Here is a 20131-nt window from a genome sequence, read left to right as displayed (position 1 = left end):
CCTGCACGTTCGAGAAGCCGTACGCCACCCCCACCCACCCGCCCGCCGCCACACCGAGCCCACCGCACGACGCGCGCACCCGCCTGAAGCGTCGCCCGGACCCACCGTCCTCGGGCCGGTCCGAGCCGCCCCGGGCCAGGCCGGACGGGACCCCCTCAGGGCAGGTCCGACCGGGCCGCGAAGGCGGCGCGCAGGGGGTTGTTCCGCTTCCCGTTGATCTGCGAGGTCCGCAGTGCCGCCGCAGCGCAGCACCCGATCAGCACGGCCGCGACCAGGGGCGGGATCGGCCGGCTGCCCGTCAGCTCCCTACCGGTGTCGATCGCGACCCACAGCAGGACGGGCAGGAGAACCGCGCCGATGAGGACGCCGGTGAGGGCCATGCCGTCAGCCCGGTCGTGCTCCCGCAGAGGACCGAGCCCGCCGAGCAGTACGGCCAGGGCGGCGAGAAGGAGCACGAACACCAGGATCGCCACTTCCTCGGAGCCCCACGGACCGAGGCCGAACGGGTGCCGGCCGAACACCCGCGCCGCGATGCGCATGCCACCGATACCGACGCTGAGAAGGACCAGGAGACCTCCCGTGGCCCAGGCCGTGGCGTTCAGCAGGCGCGGCGGATCCGGCTGTTCCTCGATCTGGCACCACCTGGTCCGCAGGTCCTGCACGGTGTGCCGCAGCCGCGCCCCGAACCGGACCCGCTCGCCGAATCGGACCTTGACGAGCTCCACCTGCACGGCCCAGGGCAACGCCCGCAGGACGGCCTGGTGCGTCGGTGTCACACCGTGGATCCTCAGCAGCACGTCGCGCAGCGGTTGCAGGGCCTGACGGCCGCGGCTCGTCGGTGCCGCGGGACTCCTGAAGGCGAACTCGCACAGGCGCCGACGGTCCAACTGGCCGATCGCGAAGACGTGCGACGGCAGCTCCAGGGCCTCCCAGGCATCGTCGAGCGGGCGGTCGACCTCCTGCCAGGTGCTGTCCCCGTTGGGCAGCCTCGCCCAGCGGAACCCGGCACAGGCGAACAGGGGGATCCCGACGTGCGGGTGCACGGTCGTGATGTCCGCGGCCGGTTCCAGGTCGGTGGCCAGGCTGGCGGCGGGATGACCGTCGAGCCGCCCGCAGTCCATCAGCCAGGCGACCCGGGCCGCGATGGTCCTCAGGGTGTCCGTGTACGCCAGTCCGCTCCAGATCCAGCCGTACTGCTGGTCGCGGGGCACGTCGGACGGGCCGGTCCAGTCGCTCAGCGCGTCGCGTACGTCCGGGTTGCCCATCAGCGACGCGAGGTTCCATGCCGCCGCCCGCGCGGTCGGGTAGACCACCGGGTGCCCGCTCCACAGCAACCCCGCCAGCTCCGTCGCCGCCGCCGGTGTCCCCACCGCCCCGAGCGAGCGCACCGCCCACGTCTCGCCCAGCTCGGCCCGGGCCGCCAGCGACGACACCGCGACGTCGCCCATCGCCTTCAGCGCCGCACGCGCCTCGTCGTCCTGCTGCCCCGCCAGCGCCCGGGCCGCTTCCTGGCGCCCGGACACCGTCAGGGCACGCAGGGCGCCCGTCCGTCGCGCCGAGGCGGGCCCCCGGGCCGTCTCGACGAGCGCCTCCAGCACCCGCCGCCCCCGGGGGCTGTTGCCGGCCGCCAGCGTGCCGAGACCCTTGGCGACATGACCGTGCGGGTCCGCGGGCCCGCCCAGGCGGTCCAGGAAGAACGTGAGGATCTCCTCGGCCAGTGCCTCCTCTATGTGCACGGCGTCGGCGAGGCACTGCAGGGCGAGCACCTTCCGCCACATGTCGGCGTCCTCGAAGATCTCGCGCACCACCCGGGTGCAGGAGCCCCGGGTGACCGCGCACCACATGCGCACGGTCTCCCGCCACGGTTTGGGGTCCCGCCGGTAGTGGTGCATCAACGTCTGCTCGTCGGCGCGCAGTGCGCAGGCGGCGAGGTACTCGAGCAGGGTGAGGTGGGTGAACTGGAAGTGGCGGCCGCGGTCGATGTCCTTGATCAGCTCGCTGCGGCTGACGATCTCCCGCAGCATGCCCTGGAGATGAGGACTGCGGTCCAGGTCGAAGCCGGGCAGCAGCTCCTCGATGACGGACTCGAACTGCTCGCGGCTGATCTCCTGCTGGTCCCCTCGCGCCGAGGACTCGCTCAGCTGCTTCAGGGCGAGCTGCTGGAGCACCAGGGTCTTGCGGCCCGCGTGATAGGTGCCGATCGCCTCGCTGCGGTTCAGCAACCGGTCCCGGTCCAGCAGGTGGGCGACCGCCATGTCGTAGAAGCGGGCCCGGGAGTTGGGCAGCGGGCCGACGCTCTCGGGGCGGTCGCCGGACTGCAGGTAGGCGATCAGGGTGAGCATCAGCGGGCTGCGCGCCAGCACCATCAGCTCCGGGTCGTCCTGGAGCGCCTGGAAGATCCTGGCCGCCGTGACCTGGTCGGCCAGGTCGGGCCACTTGGACAGAAAACGCAGCACCGACGCGTCGTCGAACTCGGCGATGCGGATCTCCTGGTCGAAGACGTCCTGGAGCTGCTGGTCGTAGGCGGCCGTCCGGCAGGAGACGACCATGTCGCACTCGGGGTGCCGGACGGCGAAGTCACGCAGTGCGCGGACCACCCGCTCGAACTCCTCGCTGCCGACCTCGTCCAGCCCGTCGAGGAAGACCCGCAGCCCGCCGGAGTCCAGGCGGCGCTCCACCATGTCCGCGGCGGTGGCGATGCCCGCCTGCTGGAACGTCTCGGTGATGAGCTCCTCGAAGGACTCCTTGCGGCGGTTGCAGGCGTGCAGTTCGACGATCACCGGTACGACCTTGTCGTCCCCGCCGTCCGCCCACTCCAGCATCTCGTGCTTGAGCAGCAGGGTCTTGCCCGCCCCCGGATCCCCGAGCAGCACGGTGCGGCGGCGCCCCCGCAACAGCGTCGCGGCGTCGCTGCGGCCGCCACTGTGCTCGCACCGGAGTGGCACATAGACGTCCCGCAGGCCGGGCGGCCGTCCGCCGTCGCCGTCCCGGTCGCCGGGGGAGAGGCCGAGACGCACCCGGGAGCACTCGACCCGGACCTGATCGCGGTAGCGCCTCAGCCGGCGTCCCCCCACCGGACGCAGCCGGCGGTACACGCGGCGCACGGCATGGGGGGTCGCCTGCGCGGCCGCGTTGGCCAGGGTGGTGAAGTACGGGCGCGCCACGAACAGCACCACCGCCAGGACGGCGACACCGACCGCGGAACCCAGAAGAGTCTGGATCTGTCCGCTCACGGAGCGAGGCTACCGGCTCGACCCGGGCCGCCGAACGGCATTGTGTGGAAAGGCAGTTGGCCCCGCGGCATCCGCTACGCCGTCACCCTCAGCAGCAGCACCGCCCGCGCCGGCACCGTGATCGTCGTTCCCGCGCGGTGGGTCACCCCCGGTGGGTTCTCCTGCTCCTCCCGCGAGGTGTCCACGACGACCTCGTAGCGTTCCGCCCAGGGCGGGCCCGGCAGGGCGAAGCCTGTCGGGCGGTCGCCGGCGTGCAGCACCGCGAGGAAGCTGTCGTCGAGGATCGGGGCGCCCCGCTCGTCGCGGCCGGGTATGTCCCGGCCGGAGAGGTACATGCCGAGGGTGGCGGCGGGGGCGTACCAGTCGCGTTCGGTCATCTCGGTGCCCCGCGCGGTGAACCAGGCCAGGTCCCGCAGCCCGTCCACGGAGTGCGCCCGCCCCGAGAAGAAGGCCCGGCGGCGCAGCACCGGATGCCGGTGCCGCAGCGCGATCAGCCGCGCGGTCAGGTCGAACAGGGCCTTCCAGCGGGGCTCCTCCAGCAGTCCCCAGTCCAGCCAGCTGATCTCGTTGTCCTGGCAGTAGGCGTTGTTGTTGCCGCGCTGGGTGCGCCCGAGCTCGTCGCCGGCCACCAGCATCGGCACGCCCGTGGACAGCAGCAGGGTGGTCAGGAGGTTGCGCAACTGGCGGCGCCTGAGGCCCTGTACGCGCTCGTCGTCGGTCTCGCCCTCCGCCCCGCAGTTCCACGAGCGGTTGTCGTCCGAGCCGTCCCGGTTGCCCTCGCCGTTGGCCTCGTTGTGCTTGTGCTCGTAGGACACCAGGTCCCGCAGCGTGAAACCGTCGTGCGCGGTCACGAAGTTGACCGAGGCGTACGGCCGGCGCCCGCCCCAGGCGTAGAGGTCGCTGGATCCCGACAGCCGGTAGCCGAGGTCCCGCACGTCCGGCAGCGCGCCCCGCCAGAAGTCCCGGACGGCGCCCCGGTACCGGTCGTTCCACTCCGTCCACAGGGGCGGGAAGGCGCCGACCTGGTAGCCGCCCGAGCCCACGTCCCACGGCTCGGCGATCAGCTTCACCCGGCGCAGCACCGGGTCCTGGGCGATCACCGCCAGGAACGGGGACAGCATGTCGACGTCGTGCATGGAGCGGGCCAGCGCGGCGGCCAGGTCGAAGCGGAAGCCGTCCACGCCCATCTCGGTGACCCAGTAGCGCAACGAGTCGGTGATGAGCCGCAGGACGTGCGGCTGCACCACGTGCAGCGTGTTGCCGCAGCCCGTGTAGTCGGCGTACCTCCGGGCGTCCGACTGGAGCCTGTAGTAGCCGCGGTTGTCGATGCCCTTCAGCGACAGCGTCGGGCCCAACTCGCCCGCCTCGGCGGTGTGGTTGTAGACCACGTCGAGGATGACCTCGATGCCGGCCTCGTGCAGCGCGCGCACCATCCGCTTGAACTCGCCGACCTGCTGCCCCGTCGTACCGGAGGCCGCGTACGCGGCGTGCGGGGCGAAGTAGCCGACGGAGTTGTAGCCCCAGTAGTTCTTCAGGCCGCGGCGCAGCAGATGGTCCTCGTGCGCGAACTGGTGCACGGGCAGCAGCTCGACGGCGGTGACACCCAGCCCGACGAGATGCTCGATCGCCGCCGGATGCGCCAACCCGGCGTAGGTGCCGCGCAGTTCCTCCGGGATCCCCGGGTGCAGCTTGGTGAAGCCGCGCACGTGCAGTTCGTAGATGACGGAGTCCGCCCACGGCGTCTTCGGCCGGCGGTCGTCCGCCCAGTCGTCGTCATCGTGGACGACGACCCCCTTCGGGACGTACGGCGCCGAGTCCCGCTCGTCGCGCACGGTGTCGGCGACGTGCTGCTGCGGCCAGTCGCGGACGTGCCCGTACACCTCGGGCGGCAGGCTGAAGTCGCCGTCGACGGCACGCGCGTACGGGTCGAGGAGCAGCTTCGCCGGGTTCCAGCGGCCGCCGGTCCACGGGTCCCAGCGGCCGTGCACCCGGTAGCCGTACCGCTGCCCCGGCATGACCCCCGGCACGAAGCCGTGCCAGATCTCGTGCGTCAGCTCGGTCAGCCGGGCCCGGGTCTCCTTGCCGCGCTCGTCGAACAGGCACAGCTCCACGCCCTCCGCCCCGCCCGCCCACAGCGCGAAGTTGGTGCCCGCGACCCCGTCGGGACCCACCCGGAACCGGGCCCCCAGCGGCGTCGACGCACCCGGCCACACGGGGACGGGCGGCGGCGGTGCCGCCGGTCGCGCACCATTGACGACGGCGGCCGGCGACTGCTTCCCGGCCACCGCCTTCTGCTCGGCTGCGCTGGACACCTGAGGCCTCCCACGGCTCGCGGAACGACCGGCACCAGGGCGTACGGCGTCCCGGCCGCGGTACCCCCTCCAGTCGTCCTCCCCACTGTTCTGCCCAGAGCTTGCGTCGCACTCACGTTTCCCCAGGGCGGGCCCGATCGTTGGGCCCGGCGTGAGGCACCTACAAGGGCACGTACACCGGCGCGCTCGGCGCGCGGGGACCGCACTGGCCGCCGTACTGACATGGGCCGGCCTGCTGGCCGGCTGCACCTCCGGCTCCCCGGGAGGGATCGATCTCGGCGGGCTCGGCAAACCCCCCGCACCCGAGGACGTCATCCGCGTCTCGCCGGACGACGGCAGCAAGGGCGTCCGGCCGGACAGCCGGCTGCTGATCCGGGTGGCCAGCGGACGACTGGAGTCCGTCGAGGTCGTCAAGTCCCAGGACGCGCAGGACACCCCGGTGTCCGGCCACACCTCCGAGGACGGCCTGCGCTGGGAGCCCGACGAGGCACGGCTCGCGCTGGCCGCCCGGTACACCGTCGACGTGGTCGCCCTGGACGGCCACGGCCGCCGCTCCGCACGGCACACCACCTTCACGACCTACGTCCCCGACGAGCGGTTCATCGGCTACGTCACCCCCGAGAACCGTTCCACGGTCGGCACCGGGATGATCGTCTCCCTGGAGTTCAACCGGGAGATCGAGGACCGCGCGGCCGTCGAACGCGCCGTCCACGTCAGCGCCGAGCCGCCCGTGGAGATCCGCCCGCACTGGTTCGGCAAGGGCCGCCTCGACTTCCGCCCCGAGCACTACTGGAAGCCCGGCACCCAGGTCACCGTCGCACTCCGGCTGCGGGACGTCGAGGGGGCGCCCGGGGTCTACGGCCTCCAGTACAAGACGTTCTCCTTCACCGTCGGCCGCAGCCAGGTCTCCCTGGTCGACGCCGCGAAGCACACCATGCAGGTCCGCCGGGACGGCGCGCTCCTCGCGACCGTCCCGATCACGGCGGGCGCCCCGAGGACGACGACGTACAACGGCAAGATGGTCGTCTCCGAGATGCTCGAGGTGACCCGCATGAACAGCCGCACGGTCGGCTTCGGCGGCGAGTACGACATCCCGGACGTCCCGCACGCCATGCGCCTCACCGACTCCGGCACCTTCCTGCACGGCAACTACTGGGCACCGAACGCCCCCGGCAAGGTCAATGTCAGCCACGGCTGCGTGGGCCTCAGGGACGTCAAGGGCGGCGGTTCGGACACCCCGGCGGGCTGGTTCTTCGACCGCAGCCTCATCGGTGACGTCGTCGAGGTCGTCCACAGCAATGACAAAAAGGTCGCTCCTGACAACGGCCTCGGCGGGTGGAATATGGGGTGGAAGGCCTGGAAGGCGGGCAGTGCGGCGAAGTAGCCAGGTGGGGGGCCGGGTCGGGGCCCCGGAGCGCGGGCGCGGTTGGGACCGAACGGTGACAATCGCACCCCGCCGAGGGGCCTGATCTTGCGGTTAATATCACCGGACGCGCGGGGAGCGCGGGGGTTGCGGGCCTGTGACCGGGCCCGGCGAGGGGAGAACGGACTTGAACGTGCGACCGATATCGGGGGCGTCGGTTGACGCACACGGGCGTGGCCGCAAGCGCATGGCGGCGCTGCTGCTGGGGGTCATGCTGACCGCCGTCACGGCGTGCGGCGGAGGGGACGGGGGCTCCGGTTCCGGGACCGGCTCCGGCAAGGGCGAGGACGGCGGTTCGGCCGAGAGCAAGCAGTCCGTGGCCGTGGTGGCCATCGCGCCGGCGGACGGCGCCAAGTCCGTCGGGACCAGCGGGGCCCTGAAGGTCAGCGCCGACAAGGGCAGGCTGACCACGGTCGAGGTCAAGGACTCCAAGGGCGAGAAGATCGCCGGCAAGATATCCGCGGACGGCGCCTCCTGGACGCCGTCCAGCCACCTGGCCGCCGCCACCAAGTACACGGTGCACGCGGTCGCGAAGGACTCCGAGGGCCGTACGGCCGCCGAGGACTCCAGCTTCACCACGCTCACGCCGAAGAACACCTTCGTCGGCACCTTCACGCCCGAGGACGGCTCGACCGTCGGCGTGGGCATGCCGTTCTCCGTCCGTTTCACCCGGGGCATCACCAGCCCCGAGGACGTCGAGAAGGCCATCACCGTCAAGACCGAGCCGGCCGTCGAGGTCGAGGGCCACTGGTTCGGCAACGACCGGCTGGACTTCCGCCCCGAGAAGTACTGGAAGGCCGGCACCAAGGTCACCGTCGAGCTGAACCTGGACGGCGTCGAGGGCCGCGAGGGCGTCTACGGCAAGCAGACCAAGACCGTCTCCTTCACCATCGGCCGCAGCCAGGTCTCCGTCGTGGACGCCAAGAAGCACACGATGAAGGTCATGCGGGACGGAAAGCTCTACAAGACCATCCCGGTCACCACCGGCAAGCCCGGCTACGCCACCTGGAACGGCCAGATGGTCATCAGCGAGAAGTTCACGGTGACCCGGATGAACGGCGACACCGTCGGCTACGACGGCGAGTACGACATCAAGGACGTCCCGCACGCGATGCGCCTGACCAACTCCGGCACCTTCGTGCACGGCAACTACTGGGGCGGCGGAGCCTTCGGCAACTACAACGCCAGCCACGGCTGCATCGGCCTGCGCGATGTGCGCGGCGGCTACGACAAGTCGGTGCCGGCCGCCTGGTTCTTCAACCACTCCATGGTCGGCGACGTGGTGACGGTGAAGAACTCCACCGACCCGACGGTCGACCCGGCCAACGGGCTCAACGGCTGGAACCTGTCCTGGGCGGAGTGGAAGAAGTAGCGGTCCGTACGACGGCGACGGCCCCGGTGTGAGCTACCGCACCGGGGCCGTCGCCGTTAGTGGCCGTTAACCTTCCCTCATGACCGTGACTCTCGAAGTGGCCGACGGCGTCGGCACCCTGCGCCTGGACCGCCCGCCCATGAACGCGCTGGACATCGCCATCCAGGACCGCCTCAAGGAGCTCGCCGAGGAGGCCGCGCGCCGCGAGGACGTACGAGCCGTGGTGATCTACGGCGGGGAGAAGGTGTTCGCGGCGGGCGCGGACATCAAGGAGATGCAGGCCATGGACCACACCGCGATGGTCCTGCGCGCCCGCGCCCTCCAGGACTCCTTCACGGCGGTGGCCCGCATCCCCAAACCGGTCGTCGCGGCCGTCACCGGCTACGCCCTCGGCGGCGGCTGCGAGCTGGCCCTGTGCGCGGACTTCCGGATCGCCGCCGACAACGCCAAGCTGGGCCAGCCCGAGATCCTGCTCGGTCTGATCCCGGGCGCCGGTGGCACCCAGCGCCTGGCCCGGCTGGTGGGCCCGTCCAAGGCGAAGGACCTCATCTTCACCGGCCGGATGGTCAAGGCCGAGGAGGCGGAGCGGCTGGGGCTGGTGGACCGGGTGGTCCCGGCGGCCGACGTCTACACCGAGGCGCACGCCTGGGCGGCGAAGCTCGCGCAGGGTCCGGCGATCGCGCTGCGGGCGGCCAAGGAGTCGATCGACACCGGCCTGGAGACGGACATCGAGACCGGACTGGCCGTCGAACGGAACTGGTTCGCGGGCCTGTTCGCCACCGCCGACCGGGAGACCGGCATGCGCAGCTTCGTCGAGGAAGGCCCCGGCAAGGCGAAGTTCCTCTGACGGCGTCTGAGGTCGCCCGAGGTCGTCTCAGTTCGTCTGAGTTCGTCTGAGGGTCGCTCGAGAAAAACCGCTGCGGCACTTGCTGTTGACGGGATGTCTGATCCGGGTCCCTCGATGGGGCGGTTTATGGGAGCCTTAAGGCAACCTTAACCCTGCCTTGTCGAGGGAGCCGTCGATTGCCTCCAGCCGAGCCTCCGTCGCAGGTCAGCCAGGCTGCGACACCCTCCGACCTGCCTCTGGCACATGCCGATCGCAACCAGCGGAACGGTGGCTTCCGGGGGGCGTATTCCGCGGAGACTACCCCGCGGGGGAGCCGGTGCGGCCATGATGGGGGCATGGCGGGGCTGGAGGGCAGCGAACAGCCGCGGGGACACGGCCGTGCGACCGCGGCGCGCTGGTCTCCCACGGTCGAGGACGAACACGCGCTCAAGGTGCTGGAGTTGTTCGGCAACCCCACCGAGGCGGAGGTCCCGCTCCCCAGCCGCCCCGAATCCGCAGCCACGGCCCGCCGGTTGGCCCAGGTGGTGGTCCTGCGGCAGTGGGGACTGACCCCGAAGATGACCGAGGACGCCGTCCTGCTCGTCTCCGAACTCGTGGGCAACGCCGTACGGCACACCGGCGCCCGGGTCTTCGGGCTCCGGATGCGGCGCCGCCGAGGCTGGATCCGGGTCGAGGTGCGCGACCCCTCCCGCGGACTGCCCTGTCTGATGCCGGTGCAGGAGATGGACCTCAGCGGCCGGGGCCTGTTCCTGGTGGACAAGCTGTCCGACCGATGGGGCGTGGACCTGCTGCCGCGCGGCAAGACGACCTGGTTCGAGATGCGGGTCGCGGACCGCTGATCCGGTAGCGCCATCGAACGGGTGAATCGGGGGTTTTCGCCCGTAACCCCCCTTAAATGGTGCGGGTGACCACGACCGATCGTCGGACGCTGCTCCGCCTCAGCACGGGGCTCGTCCTCACCACCGGCTGTGCCACCAGTGGCGCCGTCACCCACCCCACCCGCTCCCGCGCACCGGCCACCCCCTCGCCCGCCCCCGGCCCCCGCCGCCTCCCCGGTCTCCCCGCCCAGCTCACCCACGGCCCCCGCACCCGCCCCCGGGTGGCCCTCACCTTCCACGGCAACGGCGACCCCGCCACCGCCCGCGCCCTCCTCGGCGAGGCCGAACGCTCCGGCGCCCGGCTCACCGTGCTCGCCGTCGGCACCTGGCTGGACGACCACCCCGAACTGGCCCGCCGGATCCTCGACGGCGGCCACGACCTCGGCAACCACACCCTCCACCACCTCGGCGTCAACGACATGTCCGAGGCCGACGCCCGCGCCGAGATCACCGGCTGCGCCGAGCGGCTGCGGCGGCTCACCGGGTCGATCGGCAGCTGGTTCCGGCCCTCGCGCGCCGCCCGGGCCTCCCCGCTCGTGGAACGGCTGGCCCGCGAGACCGGCTACCCGCACGTCCTGTCGTACGACGTCGACTCCCTCGACTTCACCTCGCCCGGCGCCCCGGCGGTCACCCGCACGGTCCTGCGCGAGGTCAGAGCCGGGTCCGTGGTGAGCCTGCACTTCGGGTACGCCGACACGGTCGCCGCCCTCCCCGCCGTACTGGAAGAACTCGACCGCCGCGGCCTGGCCGCGGTGACGACCACGGAGCTGTTCAGCTGATGCACCGCCTTGTGAAGCACGTCCTGGCCGCGAGTGCCGTCCTCACCGCCCTCGCCGCCTGTGGCACCGACACCCGTGACCAGGCCACCGACCCACGCACCACCAAGGCCGCGGTCCCCGCCCCGCCGAAGAGGAAGCCCGTCCACGGGCTGCCCGGCATGCCGCCCGTCCTGGACCCGCAGGACGTGTACGCCGCCGATCGCCCGAACAAGCTCTCCCCGGTGGTCAAGGACTTCCCGTCCCGGGTCTACGTCCCCAACACCGAGTCCGACACGGTCTCCGTGATCGACCCGAAGACGTACGAGATGATCGAGACGATCAAGGTCGGGCGGCAGCCCCAACACGTCGTGCCCTCCTGGGACATGAAGACCCTGTGGGTCAACAACAACCGCGGCCACACCCTCACGCCCGTCGACCCGAGGACGGGGAAGGCGGGCAAGCCGGTCGAGGTGCACGACCCGTACAACCTCTACTTCACGCCCAACGGCAAGTACGCCGTGGTGATGGCCTCCCTCGACCGCGAACTCGTCTTCCGCGACCCGCACACCATGGACCGCAAGAAGACCGTCCCGGTCAGCTGCTACGGCGTCAACCACGCCGACTTCTCCCTGGACGGCAGGTACTTCATCGTCTCCTGCGAGTTCAGCGGCGAGCTGCTGAAGGTCGACACCGAGAAGATGAAGGTCGTCGGCCAGCAGAAGCTCCCCTTCGACGGGGCCATGCCGCAGGACGTGAAGATCTCGCCCGACGGCAAGCGGTTCTACGTCGCCGACATGATGGCCGACGGCATGTGGGTCCTCGACGGCGACACCTTCGGCAAGCCGAAGCTCCTGCCCACCGGCAAAGGCACCCACGGCCTCTACGTCAGCCGCGACTCGCGGGAGATGTACGTCTCCAACCGCGGCGAGGGCACCGTCTCCGTCTTCGACTTCACCCAGGACAAGCTCACCAAGAAGTGGCGCCTGCCCGACGGCGGCAGCCCGGACATGGGCGGCGTCTCGGCGGACGGCAAGGTCCTGTGGCTGTCGGGGCGTTACGACGCCGAGGTGTACGCCATCGACACCCGCACCGGCGTGCAGCTGGCCCGGATCCCGGTGGGCCGCGGCCCGCACGGACTCGCGGTCTACCCCCAGCCCGGGCGGTACTCACTGGGTCACACGGGCATCTTCCGCTGACCCGCCGCCCCCCGCGGCCCGGCACCGAGCAGCAGCGCCTCCGCGCCGACCGGACGGTAGCCGGCCGCCTGGAACGCCCGCGTGCTGCGGGCGTTCCCCGGGGCGATCTGGGCCCACAGCGGCTCCTCGACGAGATGCCGGGCGGCGGTCACCAGCGCCCGCCCCAGCCCCCGGTGGCGTGCGCCGTCGTCCACCTCGACCGAGACCTCCAGCCGCCCACCGACCCCGCGCCCGGTCACCAGCACCCCGCCGTCGGTGGTCCAGGCCCGTACGTCGTCCCGGCGCCCGCGCGCGTACGCGACGCGCGCATGGCCGGCGTCCTCGATCTCCTCCAGAGCGAGCGGCGGGTCGCCCGGCAGCGGGGCGGCGACCAGCAGCGCGTCGATCGTCTCGGTCCTGCGGCCCGTCCGCCGCATCAGCGCGGCGAGGAACAGCGGGTTCATCGTCGCGGCGAGCGGATCGCAGTCGAGGCCGCGCAGGGTCGCGCGCACCCAGTCCGGGTCCTCGTCCGTGAAGACCACGGAGTGCGCGGTGAACGCGATGACGCCGGCGTCCCGGTGCGCGTGCGGGCGTACGACGGTGGTGCCGCCGTCGGCCGGCGGGAAGACGCCGCGGGCGGCCGCGTCGAGAATGTCCCGGAGGGTCTCCACCTCTGTGCTCCTTGAGTCTCCACCCATTGCAAGCCCCAGACTCGCAGACATGATCGACGACGGCACCGGACTCCTGGGTGGTCGCCGCGTTGCGTGCTCGGGACGCCGGTTAACCTGACCTCCGTCAGCAAGACGGCAAGGAACGAGAAAAAGGGGCGGACCGGTGGCGAACATCGAGGAAGCGCGCAAGGAGTTCGAGCGGATCGATACGGACGGTGACGGGTTCATCACCGCTGCCGAGTTCAAGACCGCCCTGGCCCAGGCCGGCGACTGGAACGTGACCGACTCGGTCGCCGAGGTCATCATCAAGACCCGTGACCTGAACGGCGACAAGGTCCTGTCCTTCGAGGAGTTCTGGGCGTACCTCAGCAAGTGACGCACGCGGAAAGGGGGCGCCCGGGTCTCGGCCGGGGCGCCCCCTTCGTCGCGCCGGAGGGGTGCCGCGCGGGGTCCGGCGAGGTTCAGGACCCGCGGACCGGAATATCCGTCGGTCTGCCCCGGTTGTGACCCTCAGACGTATGCACATGCATCGACCTGAAGGGCCTGTCATGAAGATCGGCATCATCGGCGCGGGAAACATCGGCGGCAACCTCACGCGGCGGCTCACCGCACTCGGGCACGAGGTGAACGTGGCCAACTCGCGCGGCCCGCACACCCTCACCGACCTGGCACAGGAGACGGGCGCGACGCCCGTACCGGTCGAGGAGGCGGCGCGGGGCGCCGAGGTGGTCGTCGTCACGATCCCGCTGAAGGCGATCCCGGACCTGCCCAAGGGGGTGCTCGACGGTGCGGCCGAGGGCGTGGCGGTGATCGACACCGGCAACTACTACCCGACGCGGGACGGCCGGATCGACGAGATCGAGGACGACGGGGTGACGGAGAGCCGCTGGACCGAACGCCGGCTCGGCCACCCCGTGATCAAGGCCTTCAACGGCACCTACGCCCAGGACATCCTGGACCGGCACCGCCCGGCCGGTGCCCCCGACCGCCAGGCGCTCCCGGTCGCGGGCGACGACGAGCCCGCCAAGGCGAAGGTCCGCGCCCTGATCGACGAACTCGGCTTCGACACGGTCGACGCGGGCGGCCTCGACGAGTCCTGGCGCCAGCAGCCGAACACGCCGGTGTACGGGCTGCGGGAAGGCGTCGAGGCGGTCACGAAGGCGCTGGCGCAGGCGAGCCCCGAGCGCACACCGGAGTTCCGCGCCTGAGACCCGCCCGAGGTCAGACGATCTCCAAGGGCACGTGCGGCCCGTCGGGCAGCTCGACCTCGACGGCGTCCCCGGGCCGCACGACACCGCCCTCGACGACGACGCTCATGATCCCGGACCTGAACCGTGGCGTGCCGTCGGCGTCCCGCCCGACCACCTGCTTCATCAGCCCCTTCCGGAAGCCGTCGATCTGCGCGCACGGGTTCCGCAGCCCGGTCACCTCGACCACGGCCCGCTCGCCGAGGCGCAGCCGCGTCCCGGCGGGCAGCCCCAGCAGATCGATCCCGCGCGTGGTGACGTTCTCCCCGAGCTCACCGGCGCCGACCTCGAACCCGGCCTGACGCACCTCCTCGAACAACTCCTCGTGGATGAGGTGCACCTGCCGCAGATTCGGCTGCGAAGGGTCCTTCCGCATCCGGAACCGATGCTTCACCGTCTGCCCGGCGTGGATGTCCCCCTCCACCCCGAGGCCGGCGAGCAGGGTGATGCTCTCCCGGTTCGGCTTGGTGAACGAGTACGTCCCACTGCTGCTGACCGCGGCGACCGACCCACCCATGACGAAGCTCCCCTCTGCGACGCGGCCGCTGCTGCGCCGCAGGTCGGAGCTTACGGCGAGGAGGGCGAGGTCAGCTCGCCCCGGCCCATTCGCGCAGCGCGGCCCGGCTCGCGAAGTCGGCCACGTCCTTGTCCACCGGGTCGTCCGTGTACTGGTGGAAGCGCCACGTCGCCTTGATGCGGGGCTTGCCCGCCGTCACGTAGTCGGCGATCCACAGACCGTCCCCGGCGTAGGACGTCCTGTCGATGTCCAGCCAGTAGTTGCGGTTGCAGTAGAGCAGGACCCGGTGGTGCGGGCGCAGCGCCTTCACCTTGCGTATGAAGCTGTCCTTCTCGGCGTTGCTCGCGTGGGTCCCCTCCCCGGTCGTCTCCCAGTCGACGGCGAGGATGTCGCCCGCCCGCTCAGGGGCCTTGGCCACGAAGTACTCCGCCTGGGCGGTGAGGTTGCCCGGCCACAGGAAGTGGTAGAAGCCGACGACCAGACCGGCGTCACGGGCCGTCTTCGTCTGGGCCGCCAGCCTGGGGTTCGTGTAGGTGCGGCCCTCCGTCGCCTTGATGAAGACGAAGGAGAGGCCGTCGGTGTCGTAGGAGGAGGGCTGGTAGGAGCTCACGTCGATGCCGCGCAGCATGGGGACTCCCTGAAGTGCCGTTGGGGGGACAGGAGTTGCAGCACCCATACCCTAGGGCCTGTTGTGAAAGTGGCCTCTGCCGCGCGACGCCCGGCACGCACTCTCGCCGCACCGCCCGAAAGCCCGAGTACGCCCAGTACGAGGGCTTCCGGGCGGCACGCCGAGAGCACGCACCGAACGCCGCGCGGCCGCCCTCCGGGCGACGAGGCCACTTTCACAACACGCCCTAGGCGTCCGCCCGCCGGGCGGAGGGTGCGCGGCTCGGTCCCCGCGGCGCCCCGGCGGGACGCGAGCGCGGCCGGACCCGGACCACGCGGTCCGAGAGCGCCTCGGCGCCGACGACACGGGCGAAGTCGCTGAGGGCGAGGACGCGCGGTCCGTGGTGGCCCTGCTGGTCACGCTGGTGAGGCGGTGAACGCGGTGCCGCTCAGCACTCGATGATGTTCACCGCGAGCCCGCCGCGCGCGGTCTCCTTGTACTTCACCGACATGTCGGCGCCGGTCTCCTTCATGGTCTTGATGACCTTGTCGAGGGACACCTTGTGCGAGCCGTCCCCGCGCATCGCCATCCGGGCCGCCGTGACCGCCTTCACCGCGGCCATGCCGTTGCGCTCGATGCAGGGGATCTGCACGAGCCCGCCGACGGGGTCGCACGTCAGGCCCAGGTTGTGCTCCATGCCGATCTCGGCCGCGTTCTCCACCTGCTCGGGGGAGCCGCCGAGGACCTCGGCCAGCGCGCCCGCCGCCATCGAGCAGGCCGAGCCCACCTCGCCCTGGCAGCCGACCTCGGCGCCGGAGATGGAGGCGTTCTCCTTGAAGAGCATGCCGATCGCGCCGGCGGCCAGCAGGAAGCGGACCACGCCGTCCTCGTCGGCGCCGGGCACGAAGTTGATGTAGTAGTGCAGGACCGCCGGGATGATGCCCGCCGCGCCGTTCGTCGGGGCGGTCACGACCCGGCCGCCCGCCGCGTTCTCCTCGTTCACCGCCATCGCGTAGAGCGTGATCCACTCCATCGCGTGCGCCAACGGGTCGCCCTCCGCGCGCAGTTGGCGGGCCGTGACGGCGGCGCGGCGCTTGACCCGCAGGCCGCCCGGCAGGATGCCCTCGCGTGACATGCCCCGCGAGACGCAGGCCCGCATGACCTGCCAGATCTCCAGCAGACCGGCGCGGATCTCGTCCTCGGTGCGCCAGGCGCGCTCGTTCTCCAGCATCAGCGCGGAGATCGACAGGCCCGTCTCCTTCGTCAGACGCAGCAGCTCGTCGCCCGTGCGGAAGGGGTACTTCAGGACCGTGTCGTCCAGCTTGATCCGGTCCTCGCCGACCGCGTCCTCGTCGACGACGAAGCCGCCGCCGACCGAGTAGTACGTCTTCGACAGCAGCTCGGCGCCGGCCGCGTCGTACGCCCACAGCGTCATGCCGTTGGCGTGGTACGGCAGGGCCTTGCGGCGGTGCAGGACCAGGTCGTCGTCGAAGGAGAACGGGATCTCGTGCTCACCGAGCAGGTTCAGCAGTCCCGCGTCCTTGATCGCCGCGACCCGGTCGTCCGCCCCCTCCACGTCGACCGTGCGGGGGGAGGCTCCCTCGAGTCCCAGCAGCACCGCCTTCGGGGTGCCGTGGCCATGACCGGTCGCGCCCAGGGAGCCGTAGAGCTCCGAGCGGACCGAGGCGACGGCGGGCAGCAGGCCCTCGTTGCGCAGTCGGCGGGCGAAGATGCGGGCCGCACGCATCGGGCCGACCGTGTGCGAGCTCGACGGCCCGATGCCGATCGAGAACAGGTCGAAGACCGAGATGGCCACGGGAACTCCTTGCTAGGGGGTGGGGGCACACGTCGTCGGGTGCCCCCACCGGGGAACTACTTGTTCAGGCCGGGGTACAGCGGGTGCTTGTCGGCCAGGGCCGTCACCCGCGCCTTGAGAGCCTCGACGTCGTACGACGGCTTCAGTGCCGACGCGATCACGTCCGCGACCTCGGCGAAGTCCTCGGCCGTGAAGCCGCGGGTGGCGAGGGCGGGCGTGCCGATCCGCAGGCCCGAGGTGACCATCGGCGGACGCGGGTCGTTCGGGACGGCGTTGCGGTTGACCGTGATGCCGACCTCGTGGAGACGGTCCTCGGCCTGCTGGCCGTCCAGCTCGGACTCGCGCAGGTCCACCAGGATCAGGTGCACGTCGGTGCCGCCGGACAGGACGTTCACCCCGGCCGCACGGGCGTCCTCGGCCGTCAGCCGCTCGGCGAGGATCCGCGCCCCTTCCACAGTACGCCGCTGGCGCTCCTTGAACTCCTCGCTCGCGGCGACCTTGAAGGAGACCGCCTTGGCCGCGATCACGTGCTCCAGCGGACCGCCCTGGAAGCCCGGGAAGACCGAGGAGTTCAGCTTCTTCGCGAACTCCTTCCGCGCCAGGATGATCCCGCCGCGCGGGCCGCCGAGGGTCTTGTGGGTCGTGGAGGTGACGACGTCCGCGTGCTCCACCGGGTTCGGGTGCAGCCCCGCCGCGACCAGACCGGCGAAGTGCGCCATGTCGACCCACAGGTACGCCTCGACCTCGTCGGCGATCCGCCGGAACTCCGCGAAGTCCAGCTGGCGGGGGTACGCCGACCAGCCCGCGATGATCACCTTCGGGCGGTGCTCCTTGGCGAGCCGCTCGACCTCGGCCATGTCGACCAGGCCGGCGTCGTCCACGTGGTAGGCGACCACGTTGAACTGCTTGCCGGAGAAGTTCAGCCGCATGCCGTGCGTGAGGTGGCCGCCGTGGGCCAGGTCCAGGCCGAGGATGGTGTCGCCGGGCTGGGCCAGCGCGAACAGGGCGGCCTGGTTGGCGGAGGCACCGGAGTGGGGCTGGACGTTGGCGTACTCGGCGCCGAACAGCTCCTTGATCCGGTCGATGGCGATCTGCTCGGCGACGTCGACGTGCTCACAGCCGCCGTAGTAGCGACGGCCCGGGTAGCCCTCGGCGTACTTGTTGGTCAGGACCGAGCCCTGGGCCTCCATGACCGCGAGCGGAGCGAAGTTCTCCGAGGCGATCATCTCGAGCGTGGACTGCTGACGGTTCAGCTCGGCGTCGACCGCCGCGGCGATCTCCGGGTCGAGCTCGTGCAGGGGCGTGTTCAGTGCGGACATCAGGTGTACGACTCCTCAGCCGGCGGAAAAGGCGGTGTACTCGTCGGCGGAGAGCAGGTCGGCCGGCTCCTCCGTGACGCGTACCTTGAACAGCCAGCCGCCCTCGAAGGGGGCGGAGTTCACCAGCGACGGGTCGTTGACGACGTCCTCGTTGACCTCGGTGACCTCACCGGAGACGGGGGAGTACAGGTCGGAGACCGACTTGGTCGACTCCAGCTCGCCGCAGGTCTCGCCCGCGGACACCGAGTCACCGACCTCCGGGAGCTGGACGAAGACGACGTCGCCGAGCGCGTTGGCCGCGTGCTCCGTGATGCCGACCGTCGAGACGCCGTCCTCGGCGCCCGACAGCCACTCGTGCTCCTTGCTGTACCGCAGCTGCTGGGGGTTGCTCATGGCCTGAATTCTCCTGTACGCGGGTGATGGTGAATGCCGGGGAGTGCGGAAAACGCGCGTGAGCAGCGCGAATGTGCGCAGGGTCACGCGGGAGCGTGCCCGTGCGCCCAGTGTCTACTTCTGGCGCTTGTAGAACGGGAGAGCCACGACCTCGTAGGGCTCGTGCACGCCCCGGATGTCCACGCCGACCCCGGGGGTGCCCGGCGCGGCGTGCGGGGCGTCGACGTAGGCCATCGCGATCGGCTTGCCCAGCGTCGGGGAGGGGGCGCCGGAGGTGACCTCGCCGATCACCTCGCCGTCCGCGACCACGGCGTACCCGGCACGCGGGACGCGGCGGCCCTCGGCGACCAGGCCGACGAGGACGCGCGGAGCGTTGCTCTCCGCTCGGGAGGCGGCCTCCCGCAGGGCTTCCCGCCCCACGAAGTCGCCCTCCTTCTCGAACTTCACCACGCGTCCGAGCCCGGCGTCGAAGGGGGTCAGGGACGTGGTCAGCTCGTGCCCGTACAGCGGCATGCCCGCCTCCAGGCGCAGGGTGTCCCGGCAGGACAGCCCGCAGGGCACCAGGCCGGCGCCCTCGCCCGCCTTGGTCAGGGCCTGCCACAGCTCCACGGCGTGCTCGGGCTTCACGAACAGCTCGAAGCCGTCCTCGCCGGTGTAGCCGGTGCGCGCGATCAGGGCCGGGACGCCCGCGACGGTGCCGGGCAGGCCGGCGTAGTACTTCAGGCCGTCGAGGTCGGCGTCGGTGAGGGACTTCACGATGCCGGGGGACTCCGGGCCCTGGACCGCGATCAGCGCGTACGCGTCCCGGTCGTCGCGGACCTCGGCGTCGAACCCGGCCGCACGCTCGACCAGCGCGTCCAGGACGACCTGGGCGTTGGAGGCGTTGGCGACGACCATGTACTCGGTCTCGTCGAGCCGGTAGATGATGAGGTCGTCCAGGATGCCGCCGTCCTCGCGGCAGATCATGGTGTAGCGGGCGCGGCCGACACCGACGGAGGCGATGTTGCCGACCAGGGCGTAGTTCAGCAGCGCGGCCGCCTGCGGGCCGGTCACCGTGATCTCGCCCATGTGCGAGAGGTCGAAGAGGCCGGCCTTCGTGCGCACGGCGTTGTGCTCGTCGCGCTCGGAGCCGTAGCGCAGGGGCATGTCCCAGCCGGCGAAGTCGGTCATCGTCGCGCCGAGCGAGCGATGCAGGGCATCGAGCGCGGTCAGGCGGGGTTCAGTGCTCATCGGACGGTTGTCTCCCAAGGCATGACAGGCGAGGTCGTTCCTCCCCATCTGTCATCGGAACCTGAGAGGTTCGCCATGACCGTAGGGGACATGACTTGCACCTTGGGTGGAACCGCCGGAGGGCGGCTCGCTTTTCAGATGTGCCTCGCCCGCGCGGTAACGGGGCCTGAGAGATTCAAGGGAGGGACTTGCTCCTTCGGCGCCCGGGCACTCGTACGAGGACGTACGGCCCGGAACTCTCCCGCGCGGATTCAAACGGCCGGTATGCAGTTGGCGCGGACATCATTGCACGCATCCGTCCGGGGCGGCAGGGGTGGCTCCCCGCGGGGGCCG

General features: G+C 71.3%; 17 protein-coding genes and 1 riboswitch. Of the genes, 8 read left to right on the top strand and 9 right to left on the bottom strand.

Translation table 11 applies throughout. The features are described from left to right. Nucleotides 1–155 precede the first annotated feature (155 nt). Together ACH41F_RS28875 and glgX are read right to left on the bottom strand one after the other, a co-directional pair. Nucleotides 156–3233 carry an NACHT domain-containing protein gene (locus tag ACH41F_RS28875; protein ID WP_398838114.1) on the bottom strand — a complete coding sequence of 1026 codons (3078 nt, stop codon included), beginning with the start codon at nt 3231–3233 and terminating at the stop codon, nt 156–158. A gap of 74 nt (nt 3234–3307) precedes the next feature. Then, nucleotides 3308–5545 carry a glycogen debranching protein GlgX gene (glgX, locus tag ACH41F_RS28870; protein WP_398838112.1) on the bottom strand — a complete coding sequence of 746 codons (2238 nt, stop codon included), beginning with the start codon at nt 5543–5545 and terminating at the stop codon, nt 3308–3310. A 151-nt stretch (nt 5546–5696) separates the two neighbouring features. Between glgX and ACH41F_RS28865 the strand changes: the two genes are divergently transcribed. From ACH41F_RS28865 to ACH41F_RS28840, 6 genes are all read left to right on the top strand, one after another. After that, complete coding sequence (locus ACH41F_RS28865; protein ID WP_398838111.1) at nt 5697–6929, top strand: Ig-like domain-containing protein; 1233 nt, start codon at nt 5697–5699, stop codon at nt 6927–6929. A gap of 226 nt (nt 6930–7155) precedes the next feature. Next, nucleotides 7156–8340 (top strand): Ig-like domain-containing protein, encoded by a 1185-nt coding sequence (locus ACH41F_RS28860; RefSeq protein ID WP_391233009.1) that lies wholly within the window; start codon nt 7156–7158, stop codon nt 8338–8340. Between the two features lie 79 nt (nt 8341–8419). Continuing rightward, nucleotides 8420–9187 carry an enoyl-CoA hydratase-related protein gene (locus tag ACH41F_RS28855; RefSeq protein WP_391232648.1) on the top strand — a complete coding sequence of 256 codons (768 nt, stop codon included), beginning with the start codon at nt 8420–8422 and terminating at the stop codon, nt 9185–9187. Nucleotides 9188–9522: 335 nt separating this feature from the next. Continuing rightward, nucleotides 9523–10026, top strand: a complete 504-nt coding sequence (locus ACH41F_RS28850; protein ID WP_391232645.1) for an ATP-binding protein — start codon at nt 9523–9525, stop codon at nt 10024–10026. Nucleotides 10027–10082: 56 nt separating this feature from the next. Continuing rightward, entirely contained in the window at nt 10083–10844 is a 762-nt protein-coding gene (locus ACH41F_RS28845; protein WP_398838108.1) for a polysaccharide deacetylase family protein, read from the top strand. Next, the gene (locus ACH41F_RS28840; RefSeq protein WP_398838107.1) at nt 10844–12019 is read left to right on the top strand and encodes a YncE family protein; all 1176 of its coding nucleotides are present in this window, start codon (nt 10844–10846) and stop codon (nt 12017–12019) included. The genes ACH41F_RS28845 and ACH41F_RS28840 overlap by 1 nt, the downstream gene beginning before the upstream one ends. Here ACH41F_RS28840 and ACH41F_RS28835 read toward each other — a convergent pair. Continuing rightward, the gene (locus ACH41F_RS28835) at nt 11998–12669 is read right to left on the bottom strand and encodes a GNAT family N-acetyltransferase (protein ID WP_398838105.1); all 672 of its coding nucleotides are present in this window, start codon (nt 12667–12669) and stop codon (nt 11998–12000) included. The genes ACH41F_RS28840 and ACH41F_RS28835 overlap by 22 nt on opposite strands. Before the next feature lie 163 nt (nt 12670–12832). Here ACH41F_RS28835 and ACH41F_RS28830 point away from each other — a divergent pair, with 163 nt between their 5' ends. Beyond that, nucleotides 12833–13045 carry an EF-hand domain-containing protein gene (locus ACH41F_RS28830; RefSeq protein WP_391232638.1) on the top strand — a complete coding sequence of 71 codons (213 nt, stop codon included), beginning with the start codon at nt 12833–12835 and terminating at the stop codon, nt 13043–13045. Between the two features lie 148 nt (nt 13046–13193). Then, nucleotides 13194–13877 (top strand): NAD(P)-binding domain-containing protein, encoded by a 684-nt coding sequence (locus tag ACH41F_RS28825; protein WP_391233008.1) that lies wholly within the window; start codon nt 13194–13196, stop codon nt 13875–13877. 13 nt (nt 13878–13890) lie between these two features. On the opposite strand, the gene ACH41F_RS28820 is transcribed toward ACH41F_RS28825, so the two are convergent. The 6 genes from ACH41F_RS28820 to gcvT all read right to left on the bottom strand — a co-directional run bounded on the left by ACH41F_RS28820 (nt 13891) and on the right by gcvT (nt 19798). Further along, nucleotides 13891–14433, bottom strand: a complete 543-nt coding sequence (locus ACH41F_RS28820; RefSeq protein ID WP_391232637.1) for an MOSC domain-containing protein — start codon at nt 14431–14433, stop codon at nt 13891–13893. 70 nt (nt 14434–14503) lie between these two features. Then, complete coding sequence (locus ACH41F_RS28815) at nt 14504–15061, bottom strand: glycoside hydrolase family 25 protein (protein ID WP_398838103.1); 558 nt, start codon at nt 15059–15061, stop codon at nt 14504–14506. A gap of 427 nt (nt 15062–15488) precedes the next feature. Next, nucleotides 15489–16856: an L-serine ammonia-lyase gene (locus ACH41F_RS28810; RefSeq protein WP_398838102.1), complete on the bottom strand. Its 1368-nt coding sequence runs from the start codon at nt 16854–16856 to the stop codon at nt 15489–15491. Between the two features lie 56 nt (nt 16857–16912). Further along, on the bottom strand, nt 16913–18175 hold the full coding sequence (gene glyA, locus ACH41F_RS28805) for a serine hydroxymethyltransferase (RefSeq protein ID WP_398838100.1): 1263 nt from the start codon (nt 18173–18175) through the stop codon (nt 16913–16915). A gap of 15 nt (nt 18176–18190) precedes the next feature. Further along, nucleotides 18191–18568 (bottom strand): glycine cleavage system protein GcvH, encoded by a 378-nt coding sequence (gene gcvH, locus ACH41F_RS28800; protein WP_391232631.1) that lies wholly within the window; start codon nt 18566–18568, stop codon nt 18191–18193. Nucleotides 18569–18682: 114 nt separating this feature from the next. Continuing rightward, nucleotides 18683–19798: a glycine cleavage system aminomethyltransferase GcvT gene (gene gcvT / locus ACH41F_RS28795; protein ID WP_398838098.1), complete on the bottom strand. Its 1116-nt coding sequence runs from the start codon at nt 19796–19798 to the stop codon at nt 18683–18685. Nucleotides 19799–19942: 144 nt separating this feature from the next. Continuing rightward, nucleotides 19943–20052, bottom strand: a riboswitch (glycine riboswitch). Nucleotides 20053–20131 lie beyond the last annotated feature (79 nt).

The sequence above is a fragment of the Streptomyces sp. NPDC020489 genome (assembly GCF_044386545.1).
Taxonomy (GTDB): domain Bacteria; phylum Actinomycetota; class Actinomycetes; order Streptomycetales; family Streptomycetaceae; genus Streptomyces.
The sequence above is the reverse complement of the archived record's forward strand: the minus strand, read 5'-3'. Positions and strand labels throughout refer to the sequence as shown.

Excerpts from the sequence above, each read along its gene's own strand:
- ACH41F_RS28860 (WP_391233009.1), top strand. The coding sequence starts at position 7,156 with ATGGCGGCGCTGCTGCTGGGGGTCATGCTGACCGCCGTCACGGCGTGC.
- ACH41F_RS28855 (WP_391232648.1), top strand. The coding sequence starts at position 8,420 with ATGACCGTGACTCTCGAAGTGGCCGACGGCGTCGGCACCCTGCGCCTG.
- ACH41F_RS28850 (WP_391232645.1), top strand. The coding sequence starts at position 9,523 with ATGGCGGGGCTGGAGGGCAGCGAACAGCCGCGGGGACACGGCCGTGCG.
- ACH41F_RS28845 (WP_398838108.1), top strand. The coding sequence starts at position 10,083 with ATGGTGCGGGTGACCACGACCGATCGTCGGACGCTGCTCCGCCTCAGC.
- ACH41F_RS28840 (WP_398838107.1), top strand. The coding sequence starts at position 10,844 with ATGCACCGCCTTGTGAAGCACGTCCTGGCCGCGAGTGCCGTCCTCACC.
- ACH41F_RS28825 (WP_391233008.1), top strand. The coding sequence starts at position 13,194 with ATGCATCGACCTGAAGGGCCTGTCATGAAGATCGGCATCATCGGCGCG.
- ACH41F_RS28820 (WP_391232637.1), bottom strand. The coding sequence starts at position 14,433 with ATGGGTGGGTCGGTCGCCGCGGTCAGCAGCAGTGGGACGTACTCGTTC.
- ACH41F_RS28815 (WP_398838103.1), bottom strand. The coding sequence starts at position 15,061 with ATGCTGCGCGGCATCGACGTGAGCTCCTACCAGCCCTCCTCCTACGAC.
- glyA (WP_398838100.1), bottom strand. The coding sequence starts at position 18,175 with ATGTCCGCACTGAACACGCCCCTGCACGAGCTCGACCCGGAGATCGCC.
- gcvH (WP_391232631.1), bottom strand. The coding sequence starts at position 18,568 with ATGAGCAACCCCCAGCAGCTGCGGTACAGCAAGGAGCACGAGTGGCTG.
- gcvT (WP_398838098.1), bottom strand. The coding sequence starts at position 19,798 with ATGAGCACTGAACCCCGCCTGACCGCGCTCGATGCCCTGCATCGCTCG.